This window comes from Ancylobacter novellus DSM 506 (genome assembly GCF_000092925.1).
Classification (GTDB): domain Bacteria; phylum Pseudomonadota; class Alphaproteobacteria; order Rhizobiales; family Xanthobacteraceae; genus Ancylobacter; species Ancylobacter novellus.
Genome location: NC_014217.1, coordinates 1,258,555 through 1,281,583 on the forward strand (window position 1 = coordinate 1,258,555; position 23,029 = coordinate 1,281,583).

Here is a 23,029-nt window from a genome sequence, read left to right on the forward strand (position 1 = left end):
CGGAGCTCTTGGCAAGTCACGAGCTTTGCCAGCATGGCGGACAACTCTCTCCAGTGACTCTGCTCTTCTCGGGATATGGCTGGTTCACGGCTTCAACCCGAGATCGATGCGAAAGAGCTGGACCGGCCAGCGTGTCTTTGACGTCCCGGCATTGAACAGAGCGACACGATCCATCTGTGGCACCGGCAGCCACATCGATCCGGCCTCATCGATGAACGGCGCATCGACCCAGTGCAGGCGCGGGTCGGTGACGATGATCGTCACCGTGCCGTCGGGCGCGCGCCGCTTCAGCGAGTCGTCGGCAAGGTCGGTGAAGTAAAGGTCGCCGTTCCGCGCCAAGGCGGTTCCGCCAACCGGAGGAAGATCGGCCCAGGGCTCGACCTTCTTGGCGAGTTCGGCTGGCGAGAGGTTCGGATCGTCGAGCCAGCGTGTCTCGATGCGCGACCAGGGGCCGGTGAGCGGACCGTAATGGAGCCAGGTCCCGTCCGGCGAGAGTTCCAGCGGATCGCTGTTGACCCGCAGCGGCGAACCGTCCGGTCCCTTCAGCACGGTGCCGTCGAGGACGATCGGCCGATCCGCGGGTGCGGTGGTGGATGGATCGCCGTCCAGTACGCGACGGGCTTCGCCCGTGACCGCGTTGAAGACGATCAGGCCGGGCTGGCCGGCATCGGTGAGATAGCCGGTCTCGCCCTTGAAGCGGATATCGTCGACATAGCTGCCGGGCTTGGCGATCTCGGGGCCGAGCGGATAGATCCGGGCAGTCCGGTCGGTGGCGAGGTCGATCTTCACCAGCTTGGCACCGCCAGGCAGCGGATCGCCGCCGAAGTCCGGCGAGCCGGTATCGACCACCCAGAGATTGCCCCTGCCATCGAGGTGAATGGCGTTGACGTTGACGAAGGCGGACGCCGTATCCGCTCCCGGGTGCCAGTCATTCCAGCTGGCGTCAGGATAGGGCCGTGGCTGGCCCTGCGCGTCCAGGAGAGCCAACGCCGGTCCTTTGGAGCCGGTCCAGCGCGGTCCGGCGACGAAGATGCGTCCGCGGTCAACGGCAACCGCGTTCCAGATCATCTGCGTGCTTTCGGCCGCCACGGAGAGCGCCGGCGCCGCCGGTTGGGCGACCACCGCGGCGGCTGCGAGGAGTGGTGTGCTCGCGAGAAGTGCGGTCAGGATGGATTGTTTCATGTCATCCTCCTTATCGTCGCGTAGGCAGGGGATCGCTGACGGAAGCCAGATCGCGCCTTGCGTGCGCCATCCGCGAAAGGCGGGCGTCAAACGATGTCGATGACGATCTTCCCCGTGGCTCGTCCGGATTCAAGATACCGGTAGGCGTCGGGCACCTGCTCCAGCGTGAACGGCCGCTCATCTATGAGCGGGCGCAGCTTCCCGCCCTCCACCAGTTCCGCGAGCTCGTGCAGGATCCTTCCGTGGCGTTCCCGCCCGATGCCGTAGAGCATGGGGATCATGACGAACACGATGCTGAGGGACAGCGACTTGGCATGCATCGGCGACAGGTCGTTGGTGCTGCGCCCCGCGGTGCCGACAACGCGGCCGTAGAAACCGGCGGCTTCGAAGGACTTGTCGAGATTAGCACCGCCGACCGTGTCGACCACGACGTCGAAGCCGTGTCCCCCCGTCAGGCGCCTGACATAGTCGGCGACCTCTTCACGGGTGAAATCGATCGTGTCGTCCGCCCCGAGGGAACGCGCGATCCCAGCGGCGGCCTGCGAGGGGACGGTCGTCGCCACCCGGGCGCCGCGCGCCTTGGCGAGTTGAACGCCGACATGCCCCACGCCGCCGACACCGCCATGCACCAGGATATGATCCTCGGCGGTGGCGCCGGCACGATCCAGCGCATCCCAGGCGGTGATGGAAACGAGCGGCAACGCCGCTGCTTCGCGCATTGGCAGGTTGCGCGGCTTGAGCGCGACGAGGCGCGCATCGGCCAGAATATACTCGGCAAGCGCGCCGCCTTCCTGGCCCCTCACGCCTCCCGCAAAGCCATAGACTTCGTCGCCCGGTTGGAAGCCATCGACACCATCGCCGACGGCGGCGATTTCGCCGGCGAAATCCGAGCCGAGTATGGCGGGCAGATCCGCTCCGATCGGCAGGCCCTCGCGAATGCGCACGTCGATCCGGTTGATGGCTGCCGCGGCTATCCGCACCAGCACCGTGCCCGGCTGGATGATCGGCTGCTCTACGTCCCGCAGTTCGAAATTCTCCGGACCGCCATGAGCTGTGAGAAGCTGGGCTCGCATCGCTCTCTCCTCGCGTCCCTATTGACGAGGTGAAGCTAAATACCGATCATCAATTAGAGAAACGCATTGTTGTAATAGAAGCGATTTGTAAAGTAGCTAGATCGTCGTCGGAGGTCGCTGTCCATGCGCTATCCTGATCTCGAGATCGACCTGCTGCGCGCCTTCGTGGCCGTCGCCGAGACCGGCGGCTTCACCGCGGCCGCAGAGGTCGTGGGCCGCTCGCAGTCGGCCGTGAGCCAGAAGATATTGCGGCTGGAGGAACTGCTGGGCCGACGGCTGTTCGAGCGCACCAGCCGTTCGCTCAGCCTGACCCGGGACGGCGAAGCGTTCCTCGTGTCGGCACGCCGCATGCTCGAGCTCAACGACCTCACCGTGCGCAGCCTGCTCGAACCCGCGCCGATGGGCAGCCTGCGGCTCGGGGTTGCCGAGGATTTCATCCCGCGCCAGCTCCCCGCCGTGCTGGCGCGCTTCCGGCGGCTCTACCCGCAGGTTCATCTCGAGCTGAAGACCGGGTTGAGCTGCGACCTGCTGGAAGCCTATGACGCCCAGGCGCTGGACGTCGTCATCGCCAAGAAGGATGGACGCGCCCAGCGCGGGAGGGTGATCTGGCGCGAGCCTCTGGTGTGGATGGCGGCGGCCGACTTCACGCCGGATGTTTCCCAGCCCGTGCCGCTGGTCATGTTGCGAGCACCCTGCACCTATCGGGAGGTCATGGTGCGGGTGCTCGACGAGACACGTCGCGATTGGTTTGCGGCCTGCACGGCGTCGAGCCTGATGGGAGTGCAGGCCGCCGTGGAGGGCGGGCTTGGCGTGACGGTGCTGGGCCGTTCCTTCGTGCAGGACGGCATGCAGGTGCTGCAATCGCCTGAACACTGGCCGCCCCTGCCGATGACCGAGATCGTCCTGCTGGGAGAGGAGACGGCGCAATCCGACCTGGTGCGGCCGCTGCTTTCCTATCTGACCGAGAGCCTCTCGGCGTCCAAGGCGCAGTCCGACTACGCGACCCTGCTGCGCTGGCACTGAGCAGCACCGGCGAGGTCCGCTTGCTTGTACCTGCGGAGTGGGCCGGATTTCGGACATCAATCCGGGTTTCGAATAGCTGGTATTAGTACTATCCGTTTTTCGTCTGTGATGTAATTTGGCAGTATGTATCCGCGGTGCAGTGACCTGATCGCTGCAATTTCCTTGCCGTTATCGAGGCGGACCCGCGTAGCGAGAGACTTTCGGATAGATTGGCGCATATTTACCTGAGGGTATTGCTATTTCGGCTGGGTATGCCGCCGTCGTTCTGACATTTTCAATCAAGGATGCTAACGGATGCCCAATGTTGAACTGCTGCAGACGTCGAAGCAGCTGACCTATGCCGCGGCCACTATCGGCCTCGCCGCCGCCGTCGCGAAATCGCACGACCTCGGTGCGCCCGAATGCATCGCCATCGTCGACGCAGCTGGCCACCTCCTCGCCTACGCCCGCGTAGAGGGCGCAGCCACGCTGGCCCGCGACCCCGCGATCGCCAAGGCCACCACCGCTGCGGCACTCGGCATGCCCGGCGGCGGCATTCCGTTCGAGTTCGGTGTCAATCTTGGGATTGCCAGCCGGGATGCCATCGTCAATCTCGGCGGCGGCCTGCCGATCATCCACGAAGGGCGTGTCGTCGGTGCGATCGGCGTCGGGTCCGGCAGCACCGAACAGGACGTCGCCGTAGCCGAAGCAGGGCGCGATGCCGTGGTTGCGGCACTGGCGGCTGACCACCCAATCGCGCGCTGACCTCAGGCACAGCCATGCCTCTATCTAGGCGCACTCTCGTTGTGTCGGGACTGGTGGCGACCATACCGATCAGTCTTGGCTTCCGCCAAGTCGTAACTCACATCCGTGGAGACGACGGCATGAATGCAAGAGCTTCAACTGCATCAGGCCAGAAATTTGCGAGCGACCGCACCATCGGTCAGATCGAGCCGGTATTCGAGTTCTATGACGCAATGCCGACCGGGGTGAGCGTCGCGGCCGACGGCCGCATCTTCGTCAATTATCCGCGCTGGGGTGATGACGTTCCTTTCACGGTGGCCGAGCTCCGGAACGGCAAGGCCGTGCCCTATCCCGACGCGGCGACCAATGTCTTCGATCCGGCACGACCGGCCGAGACGCTCAGCAGCGTGCAGAGCGTCGTGGTCGATCCGGCCAATCGCCTGTGGCTGCTCGACACGGCCGCGCCGGGCTTCGCCGCACCGCTGGTCGGTGCCGTGAAGCTCGTCGCGGTGGACCTCGCGACCGACAAGGTCGTGCGTACCGTCATTCTGTCGGGTCCGGCCGTCCTTCCGACCACCTATGTGAACGACGTGCGCTTCGACCTGCGCAAGGGCAAGACCGGCGTCGCCTACATCACCGATTCCTCGATCAGCGGGCCGGGCGGCATCATCGTGGTCGACCTCGCCAGCGGCGAGAGCTGGCGCAAGCTGAGCGGCCATGTATCGACCTCGCCCGATCCGGCCTTCATTCCGGTGGTGGAGGGCGAGCGCTTCGCTGTCCGGGAAAAGGGCAAGCCACCGGCTTCCCTCACCGTCGCCTCGGATGGAATCGCCATCTCGGCCGATGGCGAGACCCTCTATTACTGTCCCCTGTCGAGCCGACATCTCTATTCGGTGCCGACCCGACTGCTGCTCGATCGCTCAGCTTCCGATGAGGCGGTCGCCGCTGCTGTCATCGATCTTGGCGAAAAGGGCGCCTCGGACGGCCTTGAAGCCGACGACAAGGATCGCGTCTACGCCGGCGACTACGAGCGCAACAGCGTCCGGCGGCGCGGGAGCGACGGAGAATGGGTCACCATCGCGCACGATCCCCGGATCCTGTGGCCTGACACGCTCTCCGTGGCGGCTGACGGGCACCTCTACTTCACCGCCAACCAACTCCACCGCCAGCCGCAGTTCCACGAGGGCAGGGACCAGCGCGAGAAGCCCTATGTCCTGTTCCGCATCCGCATCGATGCCGGACCGGTACTGCTGAAATAGCGGACTGCGGCGCCGGGAGCTCCGCGCCCCGCCCGGGCGCCACGTTCAGTCGCGGACGATCGAGACGACGATCTTCCCGGCGCTGTTCCCGCTTGCGACGACGGCATGGGCTTCCGCGACGCTATCCAGCGTGAAGATTCGCGGATCGAGGCGGGGACGCAGCTTCCCTACCTCGATCAGTTGCGTGGCCTGCGTCAGGATATCGCCGAGATGGGCGCGGCCGACGCCGGTCAGCAATGGCGCCAAGGTGAACACGCCGGAATAGGTGCCGTCCTTGAATGACAGAGGCGCCAGCGAGTGGTTGCCCCAGCCGAGGGCGCTGACCACATGGCCGAACCGCTTCACGGCCTGGAAAGAGGCGTCGAGCACAGCACCGCCACCAGTGTCATAGACCAAATCGAAGCCTTCGCCGCCGGTGTGGCGGGCAACATAGTCTTCGACCCGCTCGCTCGCATAGTCGATCGGCGTGGCGCCGAACGAGCGGATGACATCGGCACTTGCCGCACTGCCGGTTGCGAAGACCTCGGCACCCAAGGCGCGTCCAATCTGTATCGCGACGTGCCCGACGCCACCCGCGCCGCCTTGCACGAGCAGCGTCTGCCCGGGCCGGATGTGGGCGCGGTCGACGAGGCCCTGCCACGCCGTGACGGTGACCAGTGGCAGCGCGGCGGCCTCGCGCATGGAGAGATTTGTCGGTTTGATTGCCAAGAGGTCGGCGTCGACGGCGGCATAGTCGGCGAGGGTGCCTTGGATGCCGCCGACACCGCCGGTCATGCCATCGACCTCGTCGCCAGGGCGGAAGCGCGTGACATCCGGCGCGACGGCTTCGACGACACCCGCGAGGTCAAGGCCGAGAACTGCGGGCAGGGGATGGCGTGCGTGGGCCGCGGCCCCGGCACGGATCTTGGCGTCCAGCGGATTGACGCCGCTCGCATGGATGCGGACGAGCACCTCGCCGGCCTTTAGGGCTGGGCGCGAGATGTCGGTGAGGCGGAAGGGGCCGTTCGCCGTCTCGACGAGGGCGGCCTTCATGATGGTGTCGGGGCTGCTCATTTGGGTGACTCCTTGTCTCCCACATCTGGCCTCGACAGATCTGCATGACGACTATATTTGTCGCATGATCTCCATGCAGTATTGTTTGGCGCCCGAATGCACAGGCTGGAGTGGAGCGACCTGCCCATCTTTCTCGCCATTGCGCGAGAGGGCACGCTTGGCGCCGCGGGACGGCGCCTCGGCCAGACCCAGCCAACCATGGGGCGGCGGCTGCGTGCCCTCGAGGCCGCCGCAGGCGTCACGCTGTTCCAACGCACCAGCGACGGCTTCGTGCTGACCGATGAAGGGCAGGCGATGTATGCGCACGCCATCCGCATGGAGGACGAGGCGCTCGCGATGCAGCGGCAGCTTGCGGGTAGCGATGGGGGGCTGGAGGGACTTCTCCGCCTGTCCTGCTCGGACTGGTTCGGCACAACGCTGCTCAGCCCGGTGCTGGCGGAGTTCGCCAGCCTCCATCCGAAGGTGACGGTCGAACTGCTGACGGATGCCCGTGTCTACAGCCTCGCGCGGCGCGAGGCCGACCTCGTGATGCGCATCGCTCCCTTCGACGAGCCGGAGGTGATCGCCCGTCGGCTCATGACGATCCGCTACGGGCTCTATACCGGCTCCGATCGCTGGCGCCCGCAGGCAGGTGATGGTGCCGGTTGTCATCTGGTGTTGATGGACACCGCCTTCGGCGGCATGCCGGACGTCGCCTGGATCACGCGCCTCCTGCCTCGCGCGACGGTCGTCTCCCGCAGCAACAGCCGGGATATCCAAGCTCGTCTTTGCGTCCTCGGCGCTGGGCTCGCGGTGCTTCCCCGCCCGCTGGGCGACGTGACCGCGGGCCTCACGCTGGTCGATCTGGGGGAGGAGCCGCCCTCCCGGGATACCTGGATCGGCTTTCATCGCGACCTGCGGCGCCTGCCACGTCTGCGCGCCCTGACGGACCTCATCATCGAGCGACTGGCGCGGGCCTGACCCAAGTGCAACGAGAACAATCCCCGTCATGTTCGAGATCGAACAATCCGGCGGCTCGCGCCATAGGCAGACTTTGCCAAGTGTGTTTCTGAATGTCCGGTATGGCGGCGCAAAGCAGACTGATTTCGAACGCCAATTCCACCGATGGCTTTACAGCCCGTTCCGCAGTGGCAGCGGCGAGATAGTCAGAGCCAGCGGCGAACCTTGGCCTTGTAGCGGCGGTAGTCGTCGCCGAACTTCGCTTCGAGGTAGCGCTCCTCGCGGACGATCACCTGACTCTGGATCACGATCAGCACCAACGGGAGCAAGGCGATGGCAATCGGCCCGTCGAAGCCGATCGCAAGGGCGGCATAAACAAGCGCCATGCCGAAATACATGGGATTGCGGGTCCAACGATAGGGACCGGTCGTTGCGATGAGAGACGTTGGCTGCGTTGGCCGAACGTTTGTGCCCAGCCGTCGGAACAGACGTGCCGCCATTAGCATCATCGCTGCGCCGGCAACGAACAGCAGTAAGCCCATCGCGACCAGCAACCGCCAGTCGATGCCGAAAGAGCTCAGGGGGACGAACCGCTCTGCTGCGAGCCCCAGCATCAGCGCTCCCAGATAGACCAAGGGCGGAGGGAAGCGGACACCCGCGCTGTCCGGTTCGACTGCCATGCTCATCCTCCAATCTGCACTCTCAAGCCACCATCGACTGCTGGGCCGAGATACCCGTCATCGCGCCTTGCTGTATTTCCCAAGTCAGGCAGTGCAGAAGCCGGGGACGGCTACCTTCTGGAACAAATGCGGTTTGGCCACGACGGATGAAGGATATGCTGGAAGCTTCGCGAGGAACTCGGGATCGGCGAAGGCAGCGCGGACCGTCTCGGTGGATTCCCACACCACATAGTTCAGATAAGTCAGGCTTTCACCGAGCGCTCGGTGCAGTTGCATGGAGATGAAGCCCGGTTGCTTCGTTATGACTTCGGCAGCAGCCTTGAAAGCGTCCAGGAACCCCGCTTCGTCGAAGAGATCGACCGTGAAGACATTGACGAGTACGACAGGCGCGGCCGCGATCCCGAGTTGGCGGTCAAACGGAAATTTCTCGTCTAGAGCTTTGAATGGTTTTGCCGCGGCCATGGTGGCACTCCGGTCGATTGTGAAATTAAAACTGGCGTGATCGATGCTGCTTACACTCGGGCACGGCCGAGCTGTAGCGCGGCGGCGAGACCGGCAAAACTGCCGCCGATGATGATGACGTCATCCATGGGGATGCGCTCCTTTTAGTTGCCTGGCTTGGGATCGAGATGAGCCGGAGCGGCCTGCGCTGTGACGCTCGCCGCCGCGGCCTGCAGGAACTGCTTCGACATCTCCTCGTCATTGACGGCACGCGCGAGCAGCACCGCTCCCACCATCGTCGCGAGAGCAGCCATGGCCCTTCGGTCCGCCTCGCCGTCCTCGCCCTCGCCGATCCAGCCGCCCAGCAATGCGAGATACTCCTTGATCCCGGCTTCGAACGAGGCCCGCACATCCGGGCCGTGCCGGGCCGCATCCGCGCCGAGCGCAACGACCGGGCAGCCATCCGACTTCTCGGCGCAGTGCCCCCGGCTTAGATAAAAGTCGACCACGGCCGCCAGGGGATCATCGGGATTGGCAGCGGCGGCAGCGGACCACCTGCCCAAAGCATCCTCCAGCGCGCGCCGCGAGGCCTGCGCTGCCAAATCCTCCTTGGACTCGAACTGCTTGTAGAAGGCGCCCTGCGTCATGCCGGCGCCGGCCATCAGGTCTTTAAGGCCGATGCCGTCGAAGCCGTGCTCCCGGAAGAGACGGCTCGCCGCGTTGATCACCGTCTGCCGGTTCTCCTCCGCCTGCACCCGACTGACCCTCATTGCCGATCTCCTAATTAGATTGCGTTCGAACTCTATATCGAATATAGCGTTCAAATGCAATCTAATTTAGTAGGGCGACGGACATGAAGAAGAAGTCCGCTATCGTGCTGGCGGGTGTTCTCATCGCTGGGGCCGGGGCCGCCTCATTCGTCACGCTTTCTTCCTCCTCGCAGCACGCCGGTGCGGTGAGCGATCCGCGACAGGAAGCCCCGCTCGTCCGAGTGGCGACGGCGGCGCCTGTGAAAGGTGTCGAGCGTGGCTTTACGGGCCTCATCGAGGCGAGGGTGCAGAGCAATCTCGGCTTTCGCGTGCCCGGCAAGATCGTCGAGCGGCTCGTCGATGTCGGGCAGCAGGTCAAGGCGGGGCAGCCCTTGATGCGCATCGACGACACCGATCTGCGTCTCGCACTCACCGCCAAGCGCAATGCCGTTGCCGCTGCCCGCGCGGTCGTGGTTCAAGCCAGCGCGGACGAGAAGCGTTACGCCGCCCTGGTAAAGGGAGGACTTGCGGCTACCCCCCAACGTTATGAGCAGGCAAAGGCGACGCTCGACACGGCACAGGCACAGCTCGCCGCCGCCGAGGCGGAAGCCGACGTCGCCGAGAACGAAGCCACCTATTCCACCCTGACCGCAGGTGCAGACGGCACCGTCGTCGCAACGCTCGGCGAGCCGGGACAGGTGGTAGCGGCAGGCCAGACAGTGGTTCAGCTGGCACATGCCGGGCCGCGCGAAGCCGTCGTCGCGCTTCCAGAGACGATCCGCCCGGCCTTGGGTTCGCAGGCGAAAGCCATCGTCTACGGCAGCACTGCCGAGCCCAGCGCGGCTCGCTTGAGGCAGATTTCCGATGCCGCCGATGCCCAGACGCGAACCTACGAGGCGCGCTACGTGCTCGACGGCGACGCGGCGTCGGCGCCGCTTGGCTCGACCGTGACCATCACGCTCACCAGCGGTGAAAGGCAATCGGAGGTCTCCGTCCCGGTCGGCGCACTGCTGGACGATGGCCTTCGCACGGGTGTCTGGGTGGTCGAGCGCACATCGTCGACCGTGCGCTTCGCTCCCGTCCAGATCAAACGGCTTGGCGGAGAAAGCGCGACCGTCACCGGCCTTGAGCTTGGACAGGAAGTCGTGGCGCTGGGCGCGCATCTCCTGAAAGACGGCGCCCCCGTCAGAACGGCCGGCCGGATCGCGGGAGCCGACCGATGAGCTTCAATCTATCGGCCATCGCGGTTCGCGAACGGGCCGTCACCCTGTTCTTCATCGTTCTGCTGGCTGCCGCGGGTGTCTACGCCTTCGTCAAGCTTGGGAGGGCGGAAGACCCCTCCTTCACCATCAAGACGCTGACCGTCACGGTGGCGTGGCCAGGCGCGACGGCACGCGAGATGCAGGATCTCGTCGCCGAGCCGCTGGAGAAGCGCATTCAGGAACTGACCTGGTACGACCGGGTCGAGACCATAGCCCGCCCCGGCTTCGCCTTCCTGACGGTCACGCTGAAGGACAGCACGCCCCCTGCCGCCGTCGAGGAGGAATTCTATCAGGCGCGCAAGAAACTCGGCGACGAGGCGCGCAACCTCCCACCCGGCGTGCTCGGCCCGTTCGTCAACGACGAGTTCTCCGATGTGAGTTTCGGCCTTTATGCACTGAAGGCCAAGGGCATGCCGATGCGCGAACTGGCGCGGCAGGCCGAGGTGATCCGGCAGGATCTGCTGCACGTACCCGGCGTCAAGAAGATCAATATTCTGGGCGAACGTCCCGAACAGATCTTCGTCGAGTTCTCCTACGCCAAGCTCGCAACATTGGGCGTGTCGGCGCAGGATATCGCCAGCGCGCTTCAGCGCCAGAACACCGTCACTCCCGCAGGCTCGATCGACACGCGCGGCCCCCAGGTCTTCATCCGCTTCGACGGGGCCTATGACAGCATCGAGGCGATTGCCGACACGCCGATCGTTGCCGGCGGGCGGACGCTCAAGCTCTCCGATGTCGCCGAGGTGCGCCGCGGCTATCAGGACCCTGAAACCTACATCATCCGCCATGATGGCGAGCCCGCTATCATGCTGGCGGCGGTGATGCAGCAGGGATGGAACGGGCTGGAACTCGGCAAGGCGCTCGAAGCCCGCTCCAGCGCGATCGCCGACACCCTTCCGCTCGGCATGACGCTCGCCAAGGTCAGCGACCAGGCCGTGAACATCGATGCGGCCGTCGGCGAGTTCATGATGAAATTCGCGATGGCGCTCGGGGTCGTCCTCTTCGTCAGTCTGGTCAGCCTCGGCTGGCGCGTCGGCATCGTCGTCGCGCTCGCGGTGCCGCTGACCCTTGCCGTCGTCTTCCTCATCATGCTGGAGACCGGCCGCTTCTTCGATCGCATCACGCTGGGCGCGCTGATCCTGGCGCTCGGCCTGCTCGTCGACGACGCCATCATCGCCATCGAGGTGATGGTGGTGAAGATGGAAGAGGGCATGGATCGCATAAAGGCGGCGGCCTACGCCTGGAGCCATACGGCCGCCCCCATGCTCTCGGGCACGCTGGTGACCATCATCGGCCTGATGCCCGTCGGCTTCGCCGCCTCCAGCGCGGGCGAGTATGCCGGAAACATCTTCTGGGTCGTCGGCTTCGCGCTGATCGTGTCCTGGGTCGTCGCCGTGGTCTTCACCCCCTATCTCGGCGTGAAGATGCTGCCGGCGATCAAGCCAGTCGAGGGAGGCCACCACGCGATCTACGATACGCCGAACTATCGGCGCCTGAGGCGCGTGATCCAGTTCACCGTGCGCCATAAATTCATGACCTGCGCGGTGGTGGGCGTCGCCATGGCTCTCTCGGTCGTGGGAATGGGAGCGATCAAGCAGCAGTTCTTCCCGACCTCGGATCGGCCCGAGGTGCTGGTCGAAGTGCGCATGCCGGAAGGCACCAGCATCGAGACCACGACGGCGGCGGTGGAAAAAGTCGAGCGCTGGCTGGAGGAACGGCCCGAGGCGAAGATCGTCACGAGCTATATCGGCCAGGGCGCTCCGCGCTTCTTCTTCGCCATGGCGCCGGAACTGCCCGATCCGTCCTTCGCCAAGATCGTGGTGCTGACGCCGGATGCCGAAGCGCGCGAAAGGCTGAAGCATGAGCTCCGCGCGGTCATCGCCGAGGGTCTCGTTCCCGAAGCCTTCGTCCGGGTTACGCAGCTCGTCTTCGGCCCCTATACGCCGTTCCCGGTCGAGTTCCGCATCATGGGCCCCGACCCAGTTGAGCTGTACCGCATCTCCGAGAAAGCCCTCGGCATCATGGCCGGCATTGCCGACGTCCGGCAGGCCAACAGGGACTGGGGCAACCGCGCACCCGTCCTGCGCTTTATTCCCGACCAGGACCGGCTGAACCTGATCGGCCTGTCGCCCGCCGAGGCCGCCCAGCAGATGCAGCTGCTGCTGACCGGCATTCCCGTCACGCAGGTTCGCGAGAACATCCGCAACGTGCCCGTCGTGGCCCGCAGCGCCGGCGACAATCGGCTCGATCCGTCCCGGCTGGCAGACTTCTCATTGATGAGCCGGGACGGGCGGCAGGTTCCGCTGGACCAGGTCGGGCGTTCCGAGATCCGGCTCGAGGAGCCGATCCTGAAGCGGCGCGACCGCACGCCGATCATCACCGTCCGTGCGGATGTCAACGAGGCGACGCAGCCGCCGGAGGTCTCCCAGCAGGTGATGAAGGCGCTGCAGCCGCTGATCGCCTCGCTCCCCGTCGGCTACCGCATCGAGATGGCCGGAAACATCGAGGAATCCATCAAGGCCAACGTCGCGCTGGCCAATATCTTCCCCGTGATGATCGCGGCGATGCTGATCGTCATCATCCTGCAGGTCCGCAGCCTCTCGACGATGACCATGGTGATGTTGACCGCGCCGCTCGGCCTTGCCGGCGTCGTCCCGACATTGCTGCTCTTCAACCAACCCTTCGGCTTCAACGCCATTCTCGGGCTGATCGGGCTCGCCGGGATCCTGATGCGCAATACCCTGATCCTGACCGAGCAGATCAAGGAAAACAAAGCGGCCGGGCTCGACGATTATCGTGCCGTCATCGAAGCCACCGTCCAGCGAACACGGCCGGTCATGCTGACCGCCCTGGCCGCCGTGCTCGCCTTTATCCCGCTCACGCACTCGGTGTTCTGGGGATCCATGGCCTACACGCTCATCGGCGGAACGGCGGTCGGCACAGTGATGATCCTCCTGTTCCTCCCCGCGCTGTATGCCGCCTGGTTCCGCATCAAGGCCACGGACGACGAGGTCCATGCGGACGCGACGGGAAAACCGGGCAGGCACGCAGCCCTTGCCGCCGGATGAGGGGCTGACGCCCGACTTGGCGCGCGGGGATCAAGAGCACGCAGACGCCTCAGCCCCTCTCATCCCAAAGCACTCACCGAAGGAATGATCATGTCGAATTCGAAAGTCGTCCTCGTTACCGGTGTTTCATCCGGCATCGGACGCGCCGCTGCGGCGAGATGCCGGTGCTGATCGGGGAGTCGGTGAGCCATCCGCATCTGGGCGATCAATGGATCACGACCAGTCCTGTTCTGTGGATCAGCGAGGACCGGACAATCGCGCACACTCTCAGTCGCTGGTATCGCCTCGGCAAGTCCGCACTGCCACCGCCCAAGGTGCCCGTTTCCAGACACTACCACTGACCGGCGTCGCTCCTGAAGGGCCAACGAGGAACCTGCCCGACCGGCTGTCGTGGCTACAACGACGAACTTCCAGGGCCCGCTGGAACGTCCACCGTTGATCGCAGGAGCATTCATGGGAGTGATTTCCGGAACGCGCCAGGAGCCGAAATTAGACTTGTGCCAGGAAGCAGACCTGGGCCGAGCCGCCGCGCGAACCGAAGACGGGTTAGGCCCAAATATCGGCCGCCCACCCGCTGGCATCTCAGCCGAGCGCGAGGGCTTCGGGCGTCAGCCAAGGTGCTATTGCGAGCATCGAGGGGAGGGCATGCGATCGCGCCACGCTTCGCGCAACTTCCGCGATACGCGGCGCCAGATCGTCGAAGTCGCCGCGCCGAGTCGTCAACAGCAGTTCGCGCGAGAAGGCGGCACCCGGCAGCGGCATTGCCACGATGCCTGCGGTATGCGCCGCCCCCTGCAATATGCAGAGCGGCGTGGTGATCGCGACGCCCATGCCGGTTGCGACCATGGCCACGAGAGCGTCCGAAGTATCGAACTCGAATGCCCGTGGCGGCCGAAGCCCCATCCTGCCGAGATGCCGTTCGACATGCTGCCCGGCGTAGGAGCGGGCACTGTGACGCACCAAACGATAGTGCTCGAGCACCGCCTGCAAATCTCTGCCGCGCACCACATCGACCTCGGTGCGCGGCGCGATCAGCACATAGGGCTCCCGAAAGACCACGATCCGCTCGACACCGCCAAGGCCCTCCATGGGGTCACAGGTCAGTGCAACATCGATCTCGTGGCGCATCAGAGCTTGCGTGTGGGAGAAGGCGAGGCCTGACCAGGCGGTTACCGTAAGGGCAAGTGCACCGTCGGCGAGCTCCCTTACGATGCGCGCGCCGACGGTGCCGGCCAGCGAATCGACAAGGCCGATGCGTAAATCGATGCTTCCCGGCAGTTCCGCGGCAGCCCGCGCATCTGCCAGCAGCCGCTCGGCCGCGCGGGCGAGTTCATCAGCCCGACTGGCAACCATGCGCCCGACATGGGTTGGCGTGAGCGGCCGCCGGCTGCGGTCGAACAACGGGGTGCCGATCAGCGCTTCCGCACGCCGCAGAGCCTGCGAGACCGCCGACTGGGTGACCCCGGCCCGCTCCGCGGCCGCGGTAACGCTTCCCGTATCCGCCACGGCAGCGACTAGGCGGAACGTATGCAAATCAAGGTCCAGCACGATTTTATTAGTGTAGGGAATGATTCTTTGTAGATCTACTGAATATGCCGCGTTTCGATTGACCTCCGCACCACGCCGTGATGGTTTTTAAGACAGGGCGTAATTTTGTGCAGGTGAGGGGGCGCTAGCCGTTGGAACGGACGCAGGTTGCCGTCATAGGTCTTGGCGCCATGGGTGCGGCGACGCTTTATCAGCTCGCGCGCCGTGGCGTCGACGCGATCGGGATCGATCGCTTCGAGCCGCCGCATGCCCTCGGCTCGAGCCATGGCGAAACGCGGATCACCCGGCAGGCCGTCGGCGAGGGCGCCGACTACGTACCCTTCGTGCTTGCCTCGCACGAGATCTGGCGGGAGCTCGAGGCGGCCACCGGCGAGCCGCTGCTGGAGGCCTGCGGCGTTCTGGTCGTCGCGCCGGGTTCCGGCGCGTCGTCGCACCACGGCAAGCCGGATTTCGTAGGTCGCTCCATCGAAACGGCGCGGGCGTTCGACATCCCGCACGAGGTTCTCGACGGCGCCGAAGCACGCCGGCGGTTCCCGCAGTTCGTGGGACTCGCGAGCGACGACAAGGTCTATTACGAACCCAATGGCGGCTACGTGCGGCCGGAGCGCTGCATCGCTGCCCAGCTTAGCCAGGCGCGGGCGCTCGGGGCCCGCCTCCGGCTGCGCTCGGAAGTCACCGTGATCCGGCAGGAGGGCGATGTGGTCCGCATCGGCGTCGACGGAGACGAGATCGTCGCCGACCAGGTCGTCGTCGCGGCCGGCGCCTGGACGGCGCCGCTCCTTGGCCCGCCGTTCGACCGATTGCTCACGGTGAGCCGGCAGGTTCTGCATTGGTTTCGGCTGGAAGATGTCACGCCGCATGCCGGAGGCCCGGTTATCATCTGGATGCATGGAACGGGCGACGAAGATTACTTCTACGGTTTTCCGCCGCTGCCGGGCGACGACCGGCTCAAGGTCGCGACCGAACAGTACGTGGCCGCCACGACGGCCGAGACTCTCGATCGCGAGGTCTCGTCGGCCGAATCCGCCGAGATGCGGCGCACGCACATCGCCGGCCGCGTCGCCGGCGTCACCACCGAGGTCGCCCAAGCTGCCGCATGCCTTTACACGGTAACGCCCGACAACGGATTCATCATCGATCGCCACCCGCAGCAGGACCGCGTGATGGTCGTCTCCGCCTGCTCGGGCCACGGCTTCAAGCACTCGGCGGGCATCGGCCAGGCCGTGGCGGAGGCGGTCACGGGTGGCCCGAGCTCGTTCGACCTCACTCCCTTTTCGCTCGGGCGTTTCGAAATGAGCCCGGAATGGCATGCTAGCTGACGACCGGCCGCTCCTCGGCTGCCGGCGCCGATTCCCTGAACCGGGACCTGTCGTCCCGACATCGATGAAAGGTTCCTCCTCATGCGCAGATCGATGATCGCTCTTCTCCTCGCCGGCGTGCTCGCACCTTTCGCCGCGCAGGCGGCGGATGGTGTCGACGCCATCAAGCAGCGGGGTACGCTGATCGTTGGCGTGAAGGCCGACTACAAGCCCTTCGGTTTCCGCGACCCGTCGGGTGCCGTGGTCGGGATCGAGCCCGACCTCGCGGCCGACGTCGCCAAGCGTCTGGGCGTGAAGCTCGAACTGGTGCCGGTCGTATCGTCGAACCGCATCGAATTCCTGCAGCAGGGCAAGGTCGACATGCTGATCGCGACCATGTCGGACAAGCCGGAGCGCCGGAAGGTCGTGCAGGCCATCGACCCGCCCTACTACTCCGACTTCGTCAACGTGCTTCTGCCGAAGAAGGCCGGCGTGAAGGACTGGTCCGAATTGAAGGGCAAGCCGCTCTGCGCGACCTCGGGCGCCTGGTACAACAAGGAGATCGCCCAGAAGTACGGCGTCGAGATCGTCGCCTTCGACGGTTCCGAGAAGCCGCTCTTCGCGCTCAAGCAGGGGAACTGTGTCGGTTATGTCTACGACCAGACGTTCGTTCAGGGCAAATTGCTCGACGCCGAGTGGAGCGGCGATTACGAGATGCCGCTGAAGGGCGTGCTGGACGCCCCGTGGATCATGGCAGTTGCTCTCGGCAACGACACCCTCCAGAAATTCCTTGAGGATACGACCAAAGACTGGATGAAGACGGGCTTCATCGTCGCCGAAGAGAAGAAGTACGGCATCGAGCCGACCGATTACTCGAAGGGCATGCATGAGAAGATGAAGAGCGCGACCAACTGATCGCTCACGCGGCCGACCTGCCATCGGGTCGGCTGCGTCCGTTCCAAGATTTTGAGATGGCGCGCATTGCGCGGATCGCCAACCGGATAGCGCGATGGACGTCATACCCGCCTGGTTCAAAGACCTCTACGAAACGACGGGTCTCAACTTCACGGTCTTCTACGACCCCTATGACTGGAACCGTTACGTCGACGGCGTGAGGATGACCGTCGTGCTGACGGTCTCCACCATTCTGGCGAGCCTTCTGATCGGCGCGGTCGGCGCCCTTCTGCAAGGCGCGCCCTCGCGCATCGTGCGCGGCGCGATCAACGGCTTCGTCGTCCTGTTCCGCAACACACCGCCCCTGGTACAGATCTTCTTCTTCTATTTCGGCATCGGCGCGATCCTGCCCGCCGGGCAGGACCAGTTCGGCCTGCGCCAGCCCTTCATCGACAATGTGGATTGGGCGATCATCGCGCTGTCGCTGTTCGCCGGCGCGTTCAACGTCGAGATCTTCCGGTCCGGCATCGAGGCCGTGCCGAAGACCACGGTGGAGGCGGCCGAGGCGCTCGGCTACACCCGGCTCAAGGCCTATGTCTACGTGATATTGCCGCTCGCGCTGCGGGTGTGCCTGCCGGCCCTGAACAACAACCTGGTCAACCTGCTCAAGACCACCACGCTCGCCTATGCGATCGCCGTGCCGGAGACGCTCTACGCCGTGAAGCAGATCTGGTCGGAATCGCAGAATGTGTTCGAGATGATGCTGGTGCTGTTCGTGACCTACGGCATCCTGGTGGGCATCCTGGTCTGGATCATGCACCGCTGGGAGAAGTCGCTGCACATCCCGGGGTATGGCCGATGAGCACGAAGGACACGCAGATGAGGGCGGACGCGCCGCTTCCGGTCCTCTTGCCGTTCCGCATCGAGCCCACCCGGCTGGGAACGCCGCGCCTCGCGCCCGTGCACGCCCTCCTGTTCGGTGCCGGCCTCGCGCTGTTCGCCGGCACCGCCTGGGCGCAGGCCGACAATGCCCAGCTGCCGCCGCTCGAAGTCATCGTCAAATGGGCGCCATTGCTGCTGTCCGGCTTCGCCTTCAACATCCTGATCTCCATGATCGCGATGGCGATCGGCACCGGCGCCGGCCTCGGTGTCGGCCTGGGCATGATTTCCGAGAACCCCTTGCTGGCCCGTATCTGCTGGGCGCTCACGCAGTTCTTCCGCAACGCGCCCTGGCTGGTGCTGCTGTTCTTCGTGATGTTCCTCGTGCCCTTCCAGGTCACGATCTTCGGCGTGCAAATTCCTTTGCCCGACTGGGTGAAGGCGACGGTGGGCTTCTCTCTGCCGGTGATGGCGAACGTTGCCGAGATCGTACGCGGCGCGGTGCGCTCCGTGCCGTCGACGCAATGGGAAGCGGCGGAATCGCTCGCCTTCACGCCGCGCCAGACGATGTGGCGGATCATCCTGCCGCAGTGCGTCAAACGCATGCTGCCACCGTGGATGAACCTCTATTCGCTCGTCACCATGGCGACCGTGCAGGCCTCCATCGTCGGTGTCTCCGAGATGCTGACGCTTACCGCCCAGGTCCACACCGCCGAAGGCGGCCGGCCTGAGCTGTTCGCGCCGCTCTACGGCTTCGCCCTGTTCTGCTTCTTCCTCTACTGCTACCCGATCGACCGGTTCACCGCCCGGCTCGAGCGTCGATTCCACATCCGCTGAAAGACCATTCGAGCATGGCCGTTGCGACTGCTCCCAAAACCTGGACGCCCGACCAGCCCATCGTCCAGCTGATCGATGTGCACAAATACTTCGGCGCCTTGGAGGTGCTGAAGGGGGTCAGCTTCGACGTGAAGAAGGGCGAGGTGATTTGCATCATCGGCCCGTCGGGCTCGGGCAAGTCGACGCTTATCCGCTGCATCAACGCGCTGGTGCCCGTGACCTCGGGAACCATCCGTGTCGAAGGTATCGAGGTGGCGAATCCGGGCCTCGACAAGCTCGCCCTGCGGCGCAAGGTCGGCATGGTCTTCCAGCAATACAATCTGTTTCCGCACAAGACCGCCCTGCAGAACGTGATGATGGCTCCGATCCACGTGCTCCATCAGGACAAGCGCGAGGTCGAGGAGCGCGCCCGCGCCCTGATGAAAAAGGTCCGGCTCGTCGGCAAGGAGGACAGCTATCCCGGGGAGCTGTCCGGCGGCCAGCAGCAGCGCGTCGCCATAGCCCGCTCGCTCGCCATGCGGCCCGACGTCATGCTGTTCGATGAGGTCACTGCCGCGCTCGATCCGGAGACGGTGAAGGAGGTGCTCTTCACCATCCGCGAGCTTGCCGAGGACGGCATGACCTGCCTGCTCGTGACGCACGAGATGAACTTCGCCCGCGATGTCGCCGACCACATCTATTTCACCGACCGTGGCGTCATCGTGGAGCACGGGCCGCCTGCGGCTTTCTTCAGCGATCCGCGCGATCCGCGCACCCGGGAATTCCTCTCGCAGGTGCTGTGATGGCCGCCGGGCGCAGTGTCACCGAGCAGGCGGCGGACTTCCTGATCGATCTCCGCCACCGGCCCTTGGGGGCCGAAGTGGCTGCCATCGCGCGGCTTGCGATCACCGATTATGTCGGCGTCGCCCTCGCGGGCGCGGCGGAGCCGGTCGCGCGCAATGTCCGCGCCTGGGCGGCCGAGCGGGCGTTCGGCACCGGCGCGACGGTGATCGGCGCGGCCGGTCTGAGGCTCGATCCCGAGAATGCCGCGCTCTGCAACGCGGTCGCCGGCCATGCGCTCGATTTCGACGACACGAGCTGGACGACGATCGGCCATCCCACCACCGTCGTCGCGCCCGTGGCGCTCGCCGTGGCCGAGCAGGTCGGCGGCTCCGGTGCGGACGCCCTCCGCGCTTACGTCGCGGGCGTCGAGGTCGCGCACCGCATCGCGGAGCTCTGCATGCCGGAGGCCTCCGAGGCCGGCTGGCATACGACGGGCGCGCTCTACACCCTCGGCGCCGCCGCCGCGGCCGCCCTGCTGCTGAACCTCGACCGGACCACATGCGTCCATGCGCTCGGCCTCGCGGCCTCGCGCTCCGGCGGCATCCGCTCCAACTTCGGCACGCAGGCGAAGCCGTGGCACGCCGGCATGGCGGCTCGCAACGGGCTCGAAGCCGTCTCGCTCGCGCGCGCCGGCGTCACCGCCTCGCGCACCGCCATCGAGGGCCAGGACGGCTATGTCGCGTGCCTCGCCGGAGCCGCCTCCCGCGCGCGCCTCGACGGGCGCTACCTTCCGTTCGGCACGCCATTCGACCTTGCCGCGCGCGGGCTGGCGTTCAAGCGCTTCCCGTGCTGCAGCGGATCGCACCCCGCCTGTGACCTCACGCTCGACCTCATGGCCGAGCACGGTTTCGGCGCGGACGATGTGGCGGAGGTCCATGTCGGCGTGAGCCTGCTCGCGCAAAGGGAACTCGTCGTCCACGCGCCGTGCACGCCCCAGGAGGCGCGCTTCTCCATGGAGTTCGCGCTGGCGGCGACGCTCGCCCGCGGTCCGCTCACATGGGACCTGTTCGTACCCGAGACGCTTGCCGACCCCAAGGTGCGAAGGCTCATGGCCGTCGTTCGGCAGGAGCTCTCGCCCGAGCTTGCGGCGCTGGGTTTCATCGGCACCGCGCCAGTCCGGATGACGTTCCTTCTCCGCGATGGCCGGACGATCCGTGGCGCACGGGACCTCGCCATTGGCAACCCCGAACGCCCGATGAGCGCGGAGGATCACGCCGCGAAGTTCCGCTCGTGCGCATCCCGCGCGATGATGCCGGAGGCGGCTGACCGGCTTCTGCGCCGTTTGCGCGCGCTCGATCAAGAGCCAGATGTCGCCGCGCTGTGGACCGCGGCTGCGCGTGCCGAGCTCACAGCGTAACTATGGCAAAGTGCGGCACTCGGGGAAGCGTGCTGTTCGGCAGGCCGAGGGACTGGCGTCGGGTCGCAACTCTACAGCCGATGCTCCACCCATATTCCTGTCTGCCATCGCTCTCGCCGCCACGTCTTCTGGTAATAAGCAATGAGTCCTCTCCCTAGGCGTCGAGATCCTCGCCTCCCACGTCCGAGGACAGGCTATGCTTCGCCTCGCGCGTCGGCTGCCGGGTAAAGCCCTTGAGATCGGCCGTCGGCTGGAAGTCTCGGGGGATGTCGACGGGGCTTGCCACCATCGCCGGGAAAACCATCCCTATCGGCAAGGCTGCCAGGCGCGCCTGCTGGACTGGCCGCGGAACCGACCGCCAGATGAGCGCTTGATGGCGTTATCCAGCATCTGCTCCGCCAGCAGCTTCTTCAGCCGCGCGTTCTCCTCCTCGAGCGCCTTCAGCCGCCGGGCATCGGACACGTCCATGCCGCCGTACTTGGCCTTGAACTTGTAGAAGGTCGCCGAGGAGATGCCGTGCCTGCGGCAGACGTCAGCGGTCTTCGCGCCCGCCTCCTGCTCCTTCAGCATCCCGATGATCTGTTCCTCTGTGAACCGTGAGGCTCGCATCGTCCGTCTCCATGGTCGACGGCCTCTACCTAAATCTGGAGGAGGATCAGGGTCTCAGGTCAACCGCGCCTGCCGCCGCAGCCACATCCGGCATGGTACAGAGCACTTTTATCGTTCCACGCGGACGGTGAATGGAGTTTCCCGGCTGGGCGTGCCCATGGGCAAGCGGGGTGCAAATTTCAAAGACCGCTCTGCCCCGGCGGATGCATATGCGGCGCGCAGTCTTCAGCGGAGCAGCGCCATGACCCAGTTCACCATCACGCTCGAGCGGACCGTCACCACGCGGGAGATCGGCCGCGTCGTCGTCGACGCTACCGATCTCGGAGAGGCCGAGCGGGTGGCCCGCCAAGGGGTTCATGGCAATGCACAGATAAGCGTCGACTGGCAGGCCGACCTCGAGGACGCCGGCCGCGTGCATGTGGTCGATGTCGAGGAAATCAACACCGCTGCCGCAGCATGAGCGCAGCTTCGGGTCATATCTTTCGTGAGACTCGTGGAACCACCTCGTTCACACTTCATTAGTGATTGTTACAGAGGGGGAATGCCCATGCTTGCGCGAAAGTTCGATATCGACGGCACCAGCCTCGCCTATGATCGCGGCACTCGGCAGCTGGCGGTGACAGTCCAACCGATCGTCCCCGACTACGATGAGGCGGCGCTTGTCGCACTGGGCTGGGGCGTCATGGCTGGCTGCCCGGAATTGCGGCGGCTCGTCATCGATGTTGAATTCGACGACGTCGCTTTGCCGCTGAACTCGACGGCAATGAAGCGGGCGGCTTGACCCAGCTCTGAATCAGCCGAACATCGCAGCTGGCGGGAAGGTACCCTGGCTAACTCCTCGCTGTTGGCTACCCGGTGAAGGGCCGCAGACGCTCCAAAAGCACCGCTTCCGTGAAAACACCGACGAGCCGGGTGCCGGGGCGCTCGGCGCGAACACGGGCATCGACAACGAACAGTGTCGGCGGCCCTTCCGCCGCAACCAGTTGCATGAGGGCGCGGGCTTGGGGGCCCATGGCGGTGACATCGACCTCCAGCAGCGGCACGTCACGCAGAGCCTGCCGCACGCGGGCGGAGGTCAGTACGGTCGCATCGATCGTTCTGCAGATGGGGCACCAGCGAGCGGAGACATAGACCAGCACATTCGGATGGCGCTGGCCGAGAAAGCCCAGCGCCGCGCCGAAATCGGCCACGCTGGCGACGCGCGTGCGCCTCACGACCGCGGTTGCAGCGGTCGAAAATGCGGTCAGTGTTATCGGCGCCAGCAATAGAGCCCGACGGCTGAGCGCCGGCCGATCTGGGAGATGTATCGGATCGATCGGGTTCATGGAAAGCC

General features: G+C 65.4%; 24 protein-coding genes and 1 pseudogene. 15 read left to right on the forward strand and 10 right to left on the reverse strand.

Annotated elements, in window-relative coordinates:
- Nucleotides 1-84: 84 nt before the first annotated feature.
- The gene (locus SNOV_RS06080) at nucleotides 85-1,272 is read right to left on the reverse strand and encodes an L-dopachrome tautomerase-related protein (RefSeq protein WP_210160644.1); all 1,188 of its coding nucleotides are present in this window, start codon (nucleotides 1,270-1,272) and stop codon (nucleotides 85-87) included.
- Nucleotides 1,269-2,255, reverse strand: coding sequence for a zinc-dependent alcohol dehydrogenase family protein (locus SNOV_RS06085; RefSeq protein WP_013166036.1), 987 nt, complete (start codon nucleotides 2,253-2,255; stop codon nucleotides 1,269-1,271). Before SNOV_RS06085 ends, SNOV_RS06080 begins: the two co-directional genes overlap by 4 nt.
- Nucleotides 2,256-2,378: 123 nt before the next feature.
- On the opposite strand from SNOV_RS06085, the gene SNOV_RS06090 reads away from it, so the two are divergent.
- The 3 genes from SNOV_RS06090 to SNOV_RS06100 all read left to right on the forward strand — a co-directional run bounded on the left by SNOV_RS06090 (nucleotide 2,379) and on the right by SNOV_RS06100 (nucleotide 5,260).
- Nucleotides 2,379-3,278: a LysR substrate-binding domain-containing protein gene (locus SNOV_RS06090; RefSeq protein WP_013166037.1), complete on the forward strand. Its 900-nt coding sequence runs from the start codon at nucleotides 2,379-2,381 to the stop codon at nucleotides 3,276-3,278.
- 294 nt (nucleotides 3,279-3,572) lie between these two features.
- Nucleotides 3,573-4,022 carry a GlcG/HbpS family heme-binding protein gene (locus tag SNOV_RS06095; protein ID WP_013166038.1) on the forward strand — a complete coding sequence of 150 codons (450 nt, stop codon included), beginning with the start codon at nucleotides 3,573-3,575 and terminating at the stop codon, nucleotides 4,020-4,022.
- A 119-nt stretch (nucleotides 4,023-4,141) separates the two neighbouring features.
- Nucleotides 4,142-5,260, forward strand: a complete 1,119-nt coding sequence (locus SNOV_RS06100; RefSeq protein ID WP_013166039.1) for an L-dopachrome tautomerase-related protein — start codon at nucleotides 4,142-4,144, stop codon at nucleotides 5,258-5,260.
- A 45-nt stretch (nucleotides 5,261-5,305) separates the two neighbouring features.
- Here the strand turns inward: SNOV_RS06100 and SNOV_RS06105 are convergent, their stop codons facing one another.
- Nucleotides 5,306-6,313 carry a zinc-dependent alcohol dehydrogenase family protein gene (locus SNOV_RS06105; RefSeq protein ID WP_013166040.1) on the reverse strand — a complete coding sequence of 336 codons (1,008 nt, stop codon included), beginning with the start codon at nucleotides 6,311-6,313 and terminating at the stop codon, nucleotides 5,306-5,308.
- Nucleotides 6,314-6,418: 105 nt separating this feature from the next.
- Between SNOV_RS06105 and SNOV_RS06110 the strand changes: the two genes are divergently transcribed.
- Nucleotides 6,419-7,273 (forward strand): LysR family transcriptional regulator, encoded by an 855-nt coding sequence (locus tag SNOV_RS06110; protein WP_041782956.1) that lies wholly within the window; start codon nucleotides 6,419-6,421, stop codon nucleotides 7,271-7,273.
- 185 nt (nucleotides 7,274-7,458) lie between these two features.
- On the opposite strand, the gene SNOV_RS06115 is transcribed toward SNOV_RS06110, so the two are convergent.
- From SNOV_RS06115 to SNOV_RS06125, 3 genes are all read right to left on the reverse strand, one after another.
- The gene (locus SNOV_RS06115; RefSeq protein ID WP_013166042.1) at nucleotides 7,459-7,932 is read right to left on the reverse strand and encodes a methyltransferase family protein; all 474 of its coding nucleotides are present in this window, start codon (nucleotides 7,930-7,932) and stop codon (nucleotides 7,459-7,461) included.
- A gap of 84 nt (nucleotides 7,933-8,016) precedes the next feature.
- Nucleotides 8,017-8,394, reverse strand: a complete 378-nt coding sequence (locus SNOV_RS06120; protein WP_013166043.1) for an antibiotic biosynthesis monooxygenase family protein — start codon at nucleotides 8,392-8,394, stop codon at nucleotides 8,017-8,019.
- 143 nt (nucleotides 8,395-8,537) lie between these two features.
- Nucleotides 8,538-9,143 (reverse strand): TetR/AcrR family transcriptional regulator, encoded by a 606-nt coding sequence (locus SNOV_RS06125; RefSeq protein ID WP_013166044.1) that lies wholly within the window; start codon nucleotides 9,141-9,143, stop codon nucleotides 8,538-8,540.
- Between the two features lie 83 nt (nucleotides 9,144-9,226).
- Here SNOV_RS06125 and SNOV_RS06130 point away from each other — a divergent pair, with 83 nt between their 5' ends.
- The 3 genes from SNOV_RS06130 to SNOV_RS24315 all read left to right on the forward strand — a co-directional run bounded on the left by SNOV_RS06130 (nucleotide 9,227) and on the right by SNOV_RS24315 (nucleotide 13,793).
- On the forward strand, nucleotides 9,227-10,345 hold the full coding sequence (locus SNOV_RS06130) for an efflux RND transporter periplasmic adaptor subunit (RefSeq protein ID WP_013166045.1): 1,119 nt from the start codon (nucleotides 9,227-9,229) through the stop codon (nucleotides 10,343-10,345).
- On the forward strand, nucleotides 10,342-13,452 hold the full coding sequence (locus SNOV_RS06135; protein ID WP_013166046.1) for an efflux RND transporter permease subunit: 3,111 nt from the start codon (nucleotides 10,342-10,344) through the stop codon (nucleotides 13,450-13,452). The genes SNOV_RS06130 and SNOV_RS06135 overlap by 4 nt, the downstream gene beginning before the upstream one ends.
- Nucleotides 13,453-13,610: 158 nt before the next feature.
- Nucleotides 13,611-13,793 carry a DUF6634 family protein gene (locus SNOV_RS24315; RefSeq protein WP_335328978.1) on the forward strand — a complete coding sequence of 61 codons (183 nt, stop codon included), beginning with the start codon at nucleotides 13,611-13,613 and terminating at the stop codon, nucleotides 13,791-13,793.
- A gap of 241 nt (nucleotides 13,794-14,034) precedes the next feature.
- Here the strand turns inward: SNOV_RS24315 and SNOV_RS06140 are convergent, their stop codons facing one another.
- The gene (locus SNOV_RS06140; RefSeq protein WP_013166047.1) at nucleotides 14,035-15,000 is read right to left on the reverse strand and encodes a LysR family transcriptional regulator; all 966 of its coding nucleotides are present in this window, start codon (nucleotides 14,998-15,000) and stop codon (nucleotides 14,035-14,037) included.
- 170 nt (nucleotides 15,001-15,170) lie between these two features.
- On the opposite strand from SNOV_RS06140, the gene solA reads away from it, so the two are divergent.
- The 6 genes from solA (at nucleotide 15,171) to SNOV_RS06170 (ending at nucleotide 21,087) form a co-directional block, all read left to right on the forward strand.
- Nucleotides 15,171-16,319, forward strand: a complete 1,149-nt coding sequence (gene solA / locus SNOV_RS06145) for an N-methyl-L-tryptophan oxidase (protein WP_049785704.1) — start codon at nucleotides 15,171-15,173, stop codon at nucleotides 16,317-16,319.
- Between the two features lie 81 nt (nucleotides 16,320-16,400).
- Complete coding sequence (locus SNOV_RS06150) at nucleotides 16,401-17,213, forward strand: transporter substrate-binding domain-containing protein (protein ID WP_013166049.1); 813 nt, start codon at nucleotides 16,401-16,403, stop codon at nucleotides 17,211-17,213.
- Nucleotides 17,214-17,307: 94 nt separating this feature from the next.
- The gene (locus SNOV_RS06155; RefSeq protein ID WP_013166050.1) at nucleotides 17,308-18,054 is read left to right on the forward strand and encodes an amino acid ABC transporter permease; all 747 of its coding nucleotides are present in this window, start codon (nucleotides 17,308-17,310) and stop codon (nucleotides 18,052-18,054) included.
- Complete coding sequence (locus SNOV_RS06160; RefSeq protein ID WP_013166051.1) at nucleotides 18,051-18,908, forward strand: amino acid ABC transporter permease; 858 nt, start codon at nucleotides 18,051-18,053, stop codon at nucleotides 18,906-18,908. The genes SNOV_RS06155 and SNOV_RS06160 overlap by 4 nt, the downstream gene beginning before the upstream one ends.
- A gap of 14 nt (nucleotides 18,909-18,922) precedes the next feature.
- On the forward strand, nucleotides 18,923-19,690 hold the full coding sequence (locus tag SNOV_RS06165; RefSeq protein ID WP_013166052.1) for an amino acid ABC transporter ATP-binding protein: 768 nt from the start codon (nucleotides 18,923-18,925) through the stop codon (nucleotides 19,688-19,690).
- Nucleotides 19,690-21,087, forward strand: coding sequence for an MmgE/PrpD family protein (locus SNOV_RS06170; protein WP_013166053.1), 1,398 nt, complete (start codon nucleotides 19,690-19,692; stop codon nucleotides 21,085-21,087). The genes SNOV_RS06165 and SNOV_RS06170 overlap by 1 nt, the downstream gene beginning before the upstream one ends.
- A gap of 154 nt (nucleotides 21,088-21,241) precedes the next feature.
- Here the strand turns inward: SNOV_RS06170 and SNOV_RS24210 are convergent, their stop codons facing one another.
- Nucleotides 21,242-21,376, reverse strand: coding sequence for a hypothetical protein (locus SNOV_RS24210; RefSeq protein WP_272481028.1), 135 nt, complete (start codon nucleotides 21,374-21,376; stop codon nucleotides 21,242-21,244).
- Nucleotides 21,377-21,438: 62 nt separating this feature from the next.
- A pseudogene (locus tag SNOV_RS06175) lies at nucleotides 21,439-21,696 on the reverse strand (transposase); the annotation flags it as partial.
- 241 nt (nucleotides 21,697-21,937) lie between these two features.
- Between SNOV_RS06175 and SNOV_RS06180 the strand changes: the two are divergent.
- Nucleotides 21,938-22,156 carry a hypothetical protein gene (locus SNOV_RS06180; RefSeq protein ID WP_013166055.1) on the forward strand — a complete coding sequence of 73 codons (219 nt, stop codon included), beginning with the start codon at nucleotides 21,938-21,940 and terminating at the stop codon, nucleotides 22,154-22,156.
- 87 nt (nucleotides 22,157-22,243) lie between these two features.
- Nucleotides 22,244-22,477 carry a hypothetical protein gene (locus SNOV_RS06185; RefSeq protein ID WP_013166056.1) on the forward strand — a complete coding sequence of 78 codons (234 nt, stop codon included), beginning with the start codon at nucleotides 22,244-22,246 and terminating at the stop codon, nucleotides 22,475-22,477.
- Nucleotides 22,478-22,544: 67 nt separating this feature from the next.
- On the opposite strand, the gene SNOV_RS06190 is transcribed toward SNOV_RS06185, so the two are convergent.
- Nucleotides 22,545-23,021, reverse strand: a complete 477-nt coding sequence (locus tag SNOV_RS06190; protein ID WP_013166057.1) for a thioredoxin family protein — start codon at nucleotides 23,019-23,021, stop codon at nucleotides 22,545-22,547.
- Between the last annotated feature and the right edge of the window lie 8 nt (nucleotides 23,022-23,029).

Bases quoted from the DNA above. Each gene is read 5' to 3' on its own strand.
- SNOV_RS06130 (WP_013166045.1), top strand. From the start codon at position 9,227: ATGAAGAAGAAGTCCGCTATCGTGCTGGCGGGTGTTCTCATCGCTGGG.
- SNOV_RS06085 (WP_013166036.1), bottom strand. From the start codon at position 2,255: ATGCGAGCCCAGCTTCTCACAGCTCATGGCGGTCCGGAGAATTTCGAA.
- SNOV_RS06155 (WP_013166050.1), top strand. From the start codon at position 17,308: ATGGACGTCATACCCGCCTGGTTCAAAGACCTCTACGAAACGACGGGT.
- SNOV_RS06135 (WP_013166046.1), top strand. From the start codon at position 10,342: ATGAGCTTCAATCTATCGGCCATCGCGGTTCGCGAACGGGCCGTCACC.
- SNOV_RS06150 (WP_013166049.1), top strand. From the start codon at position 16,401: ATGCGCAGATCGATGATCGCTCTTCTCCTCGCCGGCGTGCTCGCACCT.
- SNOV_RS06095 (WP_013166038.1), top strand. From the start codon at position 3,573: ATGCCCAATGTTGAACTGCTGCAGACGTCGAAGCAGCTGACCTATGCC.
- SNOV_RS24315 (WP_335328978.1), top strand. From the start codon at position 13,611: ATGCCGGTGCTGATCGGGGAGTCGGTGAGCCATCCGCATCTGGGCGAT.
- SNOV_RS24210 (WP_272481028.1), bottom strand. From the start codon at position 21,376: ATGGTGGCAAGCCCCGTCGACATCCCCCGAGACTTCCAGCCGACGGCC.
- SNOV_RS06115 (WP_013166042.1), bottom strand. From the start codon at position 7,932: ATGGCAGTCGAACCGGACAGCGCGGGTGTCCGCTTCCCTCCGCCCTTG.
- SNOV_RS06120 (WP_013166043.1), bottom strand. From the start codon at position 8,394: ATGGCCGCGGCAAAACCATTCAAAGCTCTAGACGAGAAATTTCCGTTT.
- SNOV_RS06100 (WP_013166039.1), top strand. From the start codon at position 4,142: ATGAATGCAAGAGCTTCAACTGCATCAGGCCAGAAATTTGCGAGCGAC.
- SNOV_RS06090 (WP_013166037.1), top strand. From the start codon at position 2,379: ATGCGCTATCCTGATCTCGAGATCGACCTGCTGCGCGCCTTCGTGGCC.
- SNOV_RS06190 (WP_013166057.1), bottom strand. From the start codon at position 23,021: ATGAACCCGATCGATCCGATACATCTCCCAGATCGGCCGGCGCTCAGC.
- solA (WP_049785704.1), top strand. From the start codon at position 15,171: ATGGGTGCGGCGACGCTTTATCAGCTCGCGCGCCGTGGCGTCGACGCG.
- SNOV_RS06125 (WP_013166044.1), bottom strand. From the start codon at position 9,143: ATGAGGGTCAGTCGGGTGCAGGCGGAGGAGAACCGGCAGACGGTGATC.
- SNOV_RS06185 (WP_013166056.1), top strand. From the start codon at position 22,244: ATGCTTGCGCGAAAGTTCGATATCGACGGCACCAGCCTCGCCTATGAT.
- SNOV_RS06180 (WP_013166055.1), top strand. From the start codon at position 21,938: ATGACCCAGTTCACCATCACGCTCGAGCGGACCGTCACCACGCGGGAG.
- SNOV_RS06105 (WP_013166040.1), bottom strand. From the start codon at position 6,313: ATGAGCAGCCCCGACACCATCATGAAGGCCGCCCTCGTCGAGACGGCG.
- SNOV_RS06160 (WP_013166051.1), top strand. From the start codon at position 18,051: ATGAGCACGAAGGACACGCAGATGAGGGCGGACGCGCCGCTTCCGGTC.
- SNOV_RS06165 (WP_013166052.1), top strand. From the start codon at position 18,923: ATGGCCGTTGCGACTGCTCCCAAAACCTGGACGCCCGACCAGCCCATC.
- SNOV_RS06170 (WP_013166053.1), top strand. From the start codon at position 19,690: ATGGCCGCCGGGCGCAGTGTCACCGAGCAGGCGGCGGACTTCCTGATC.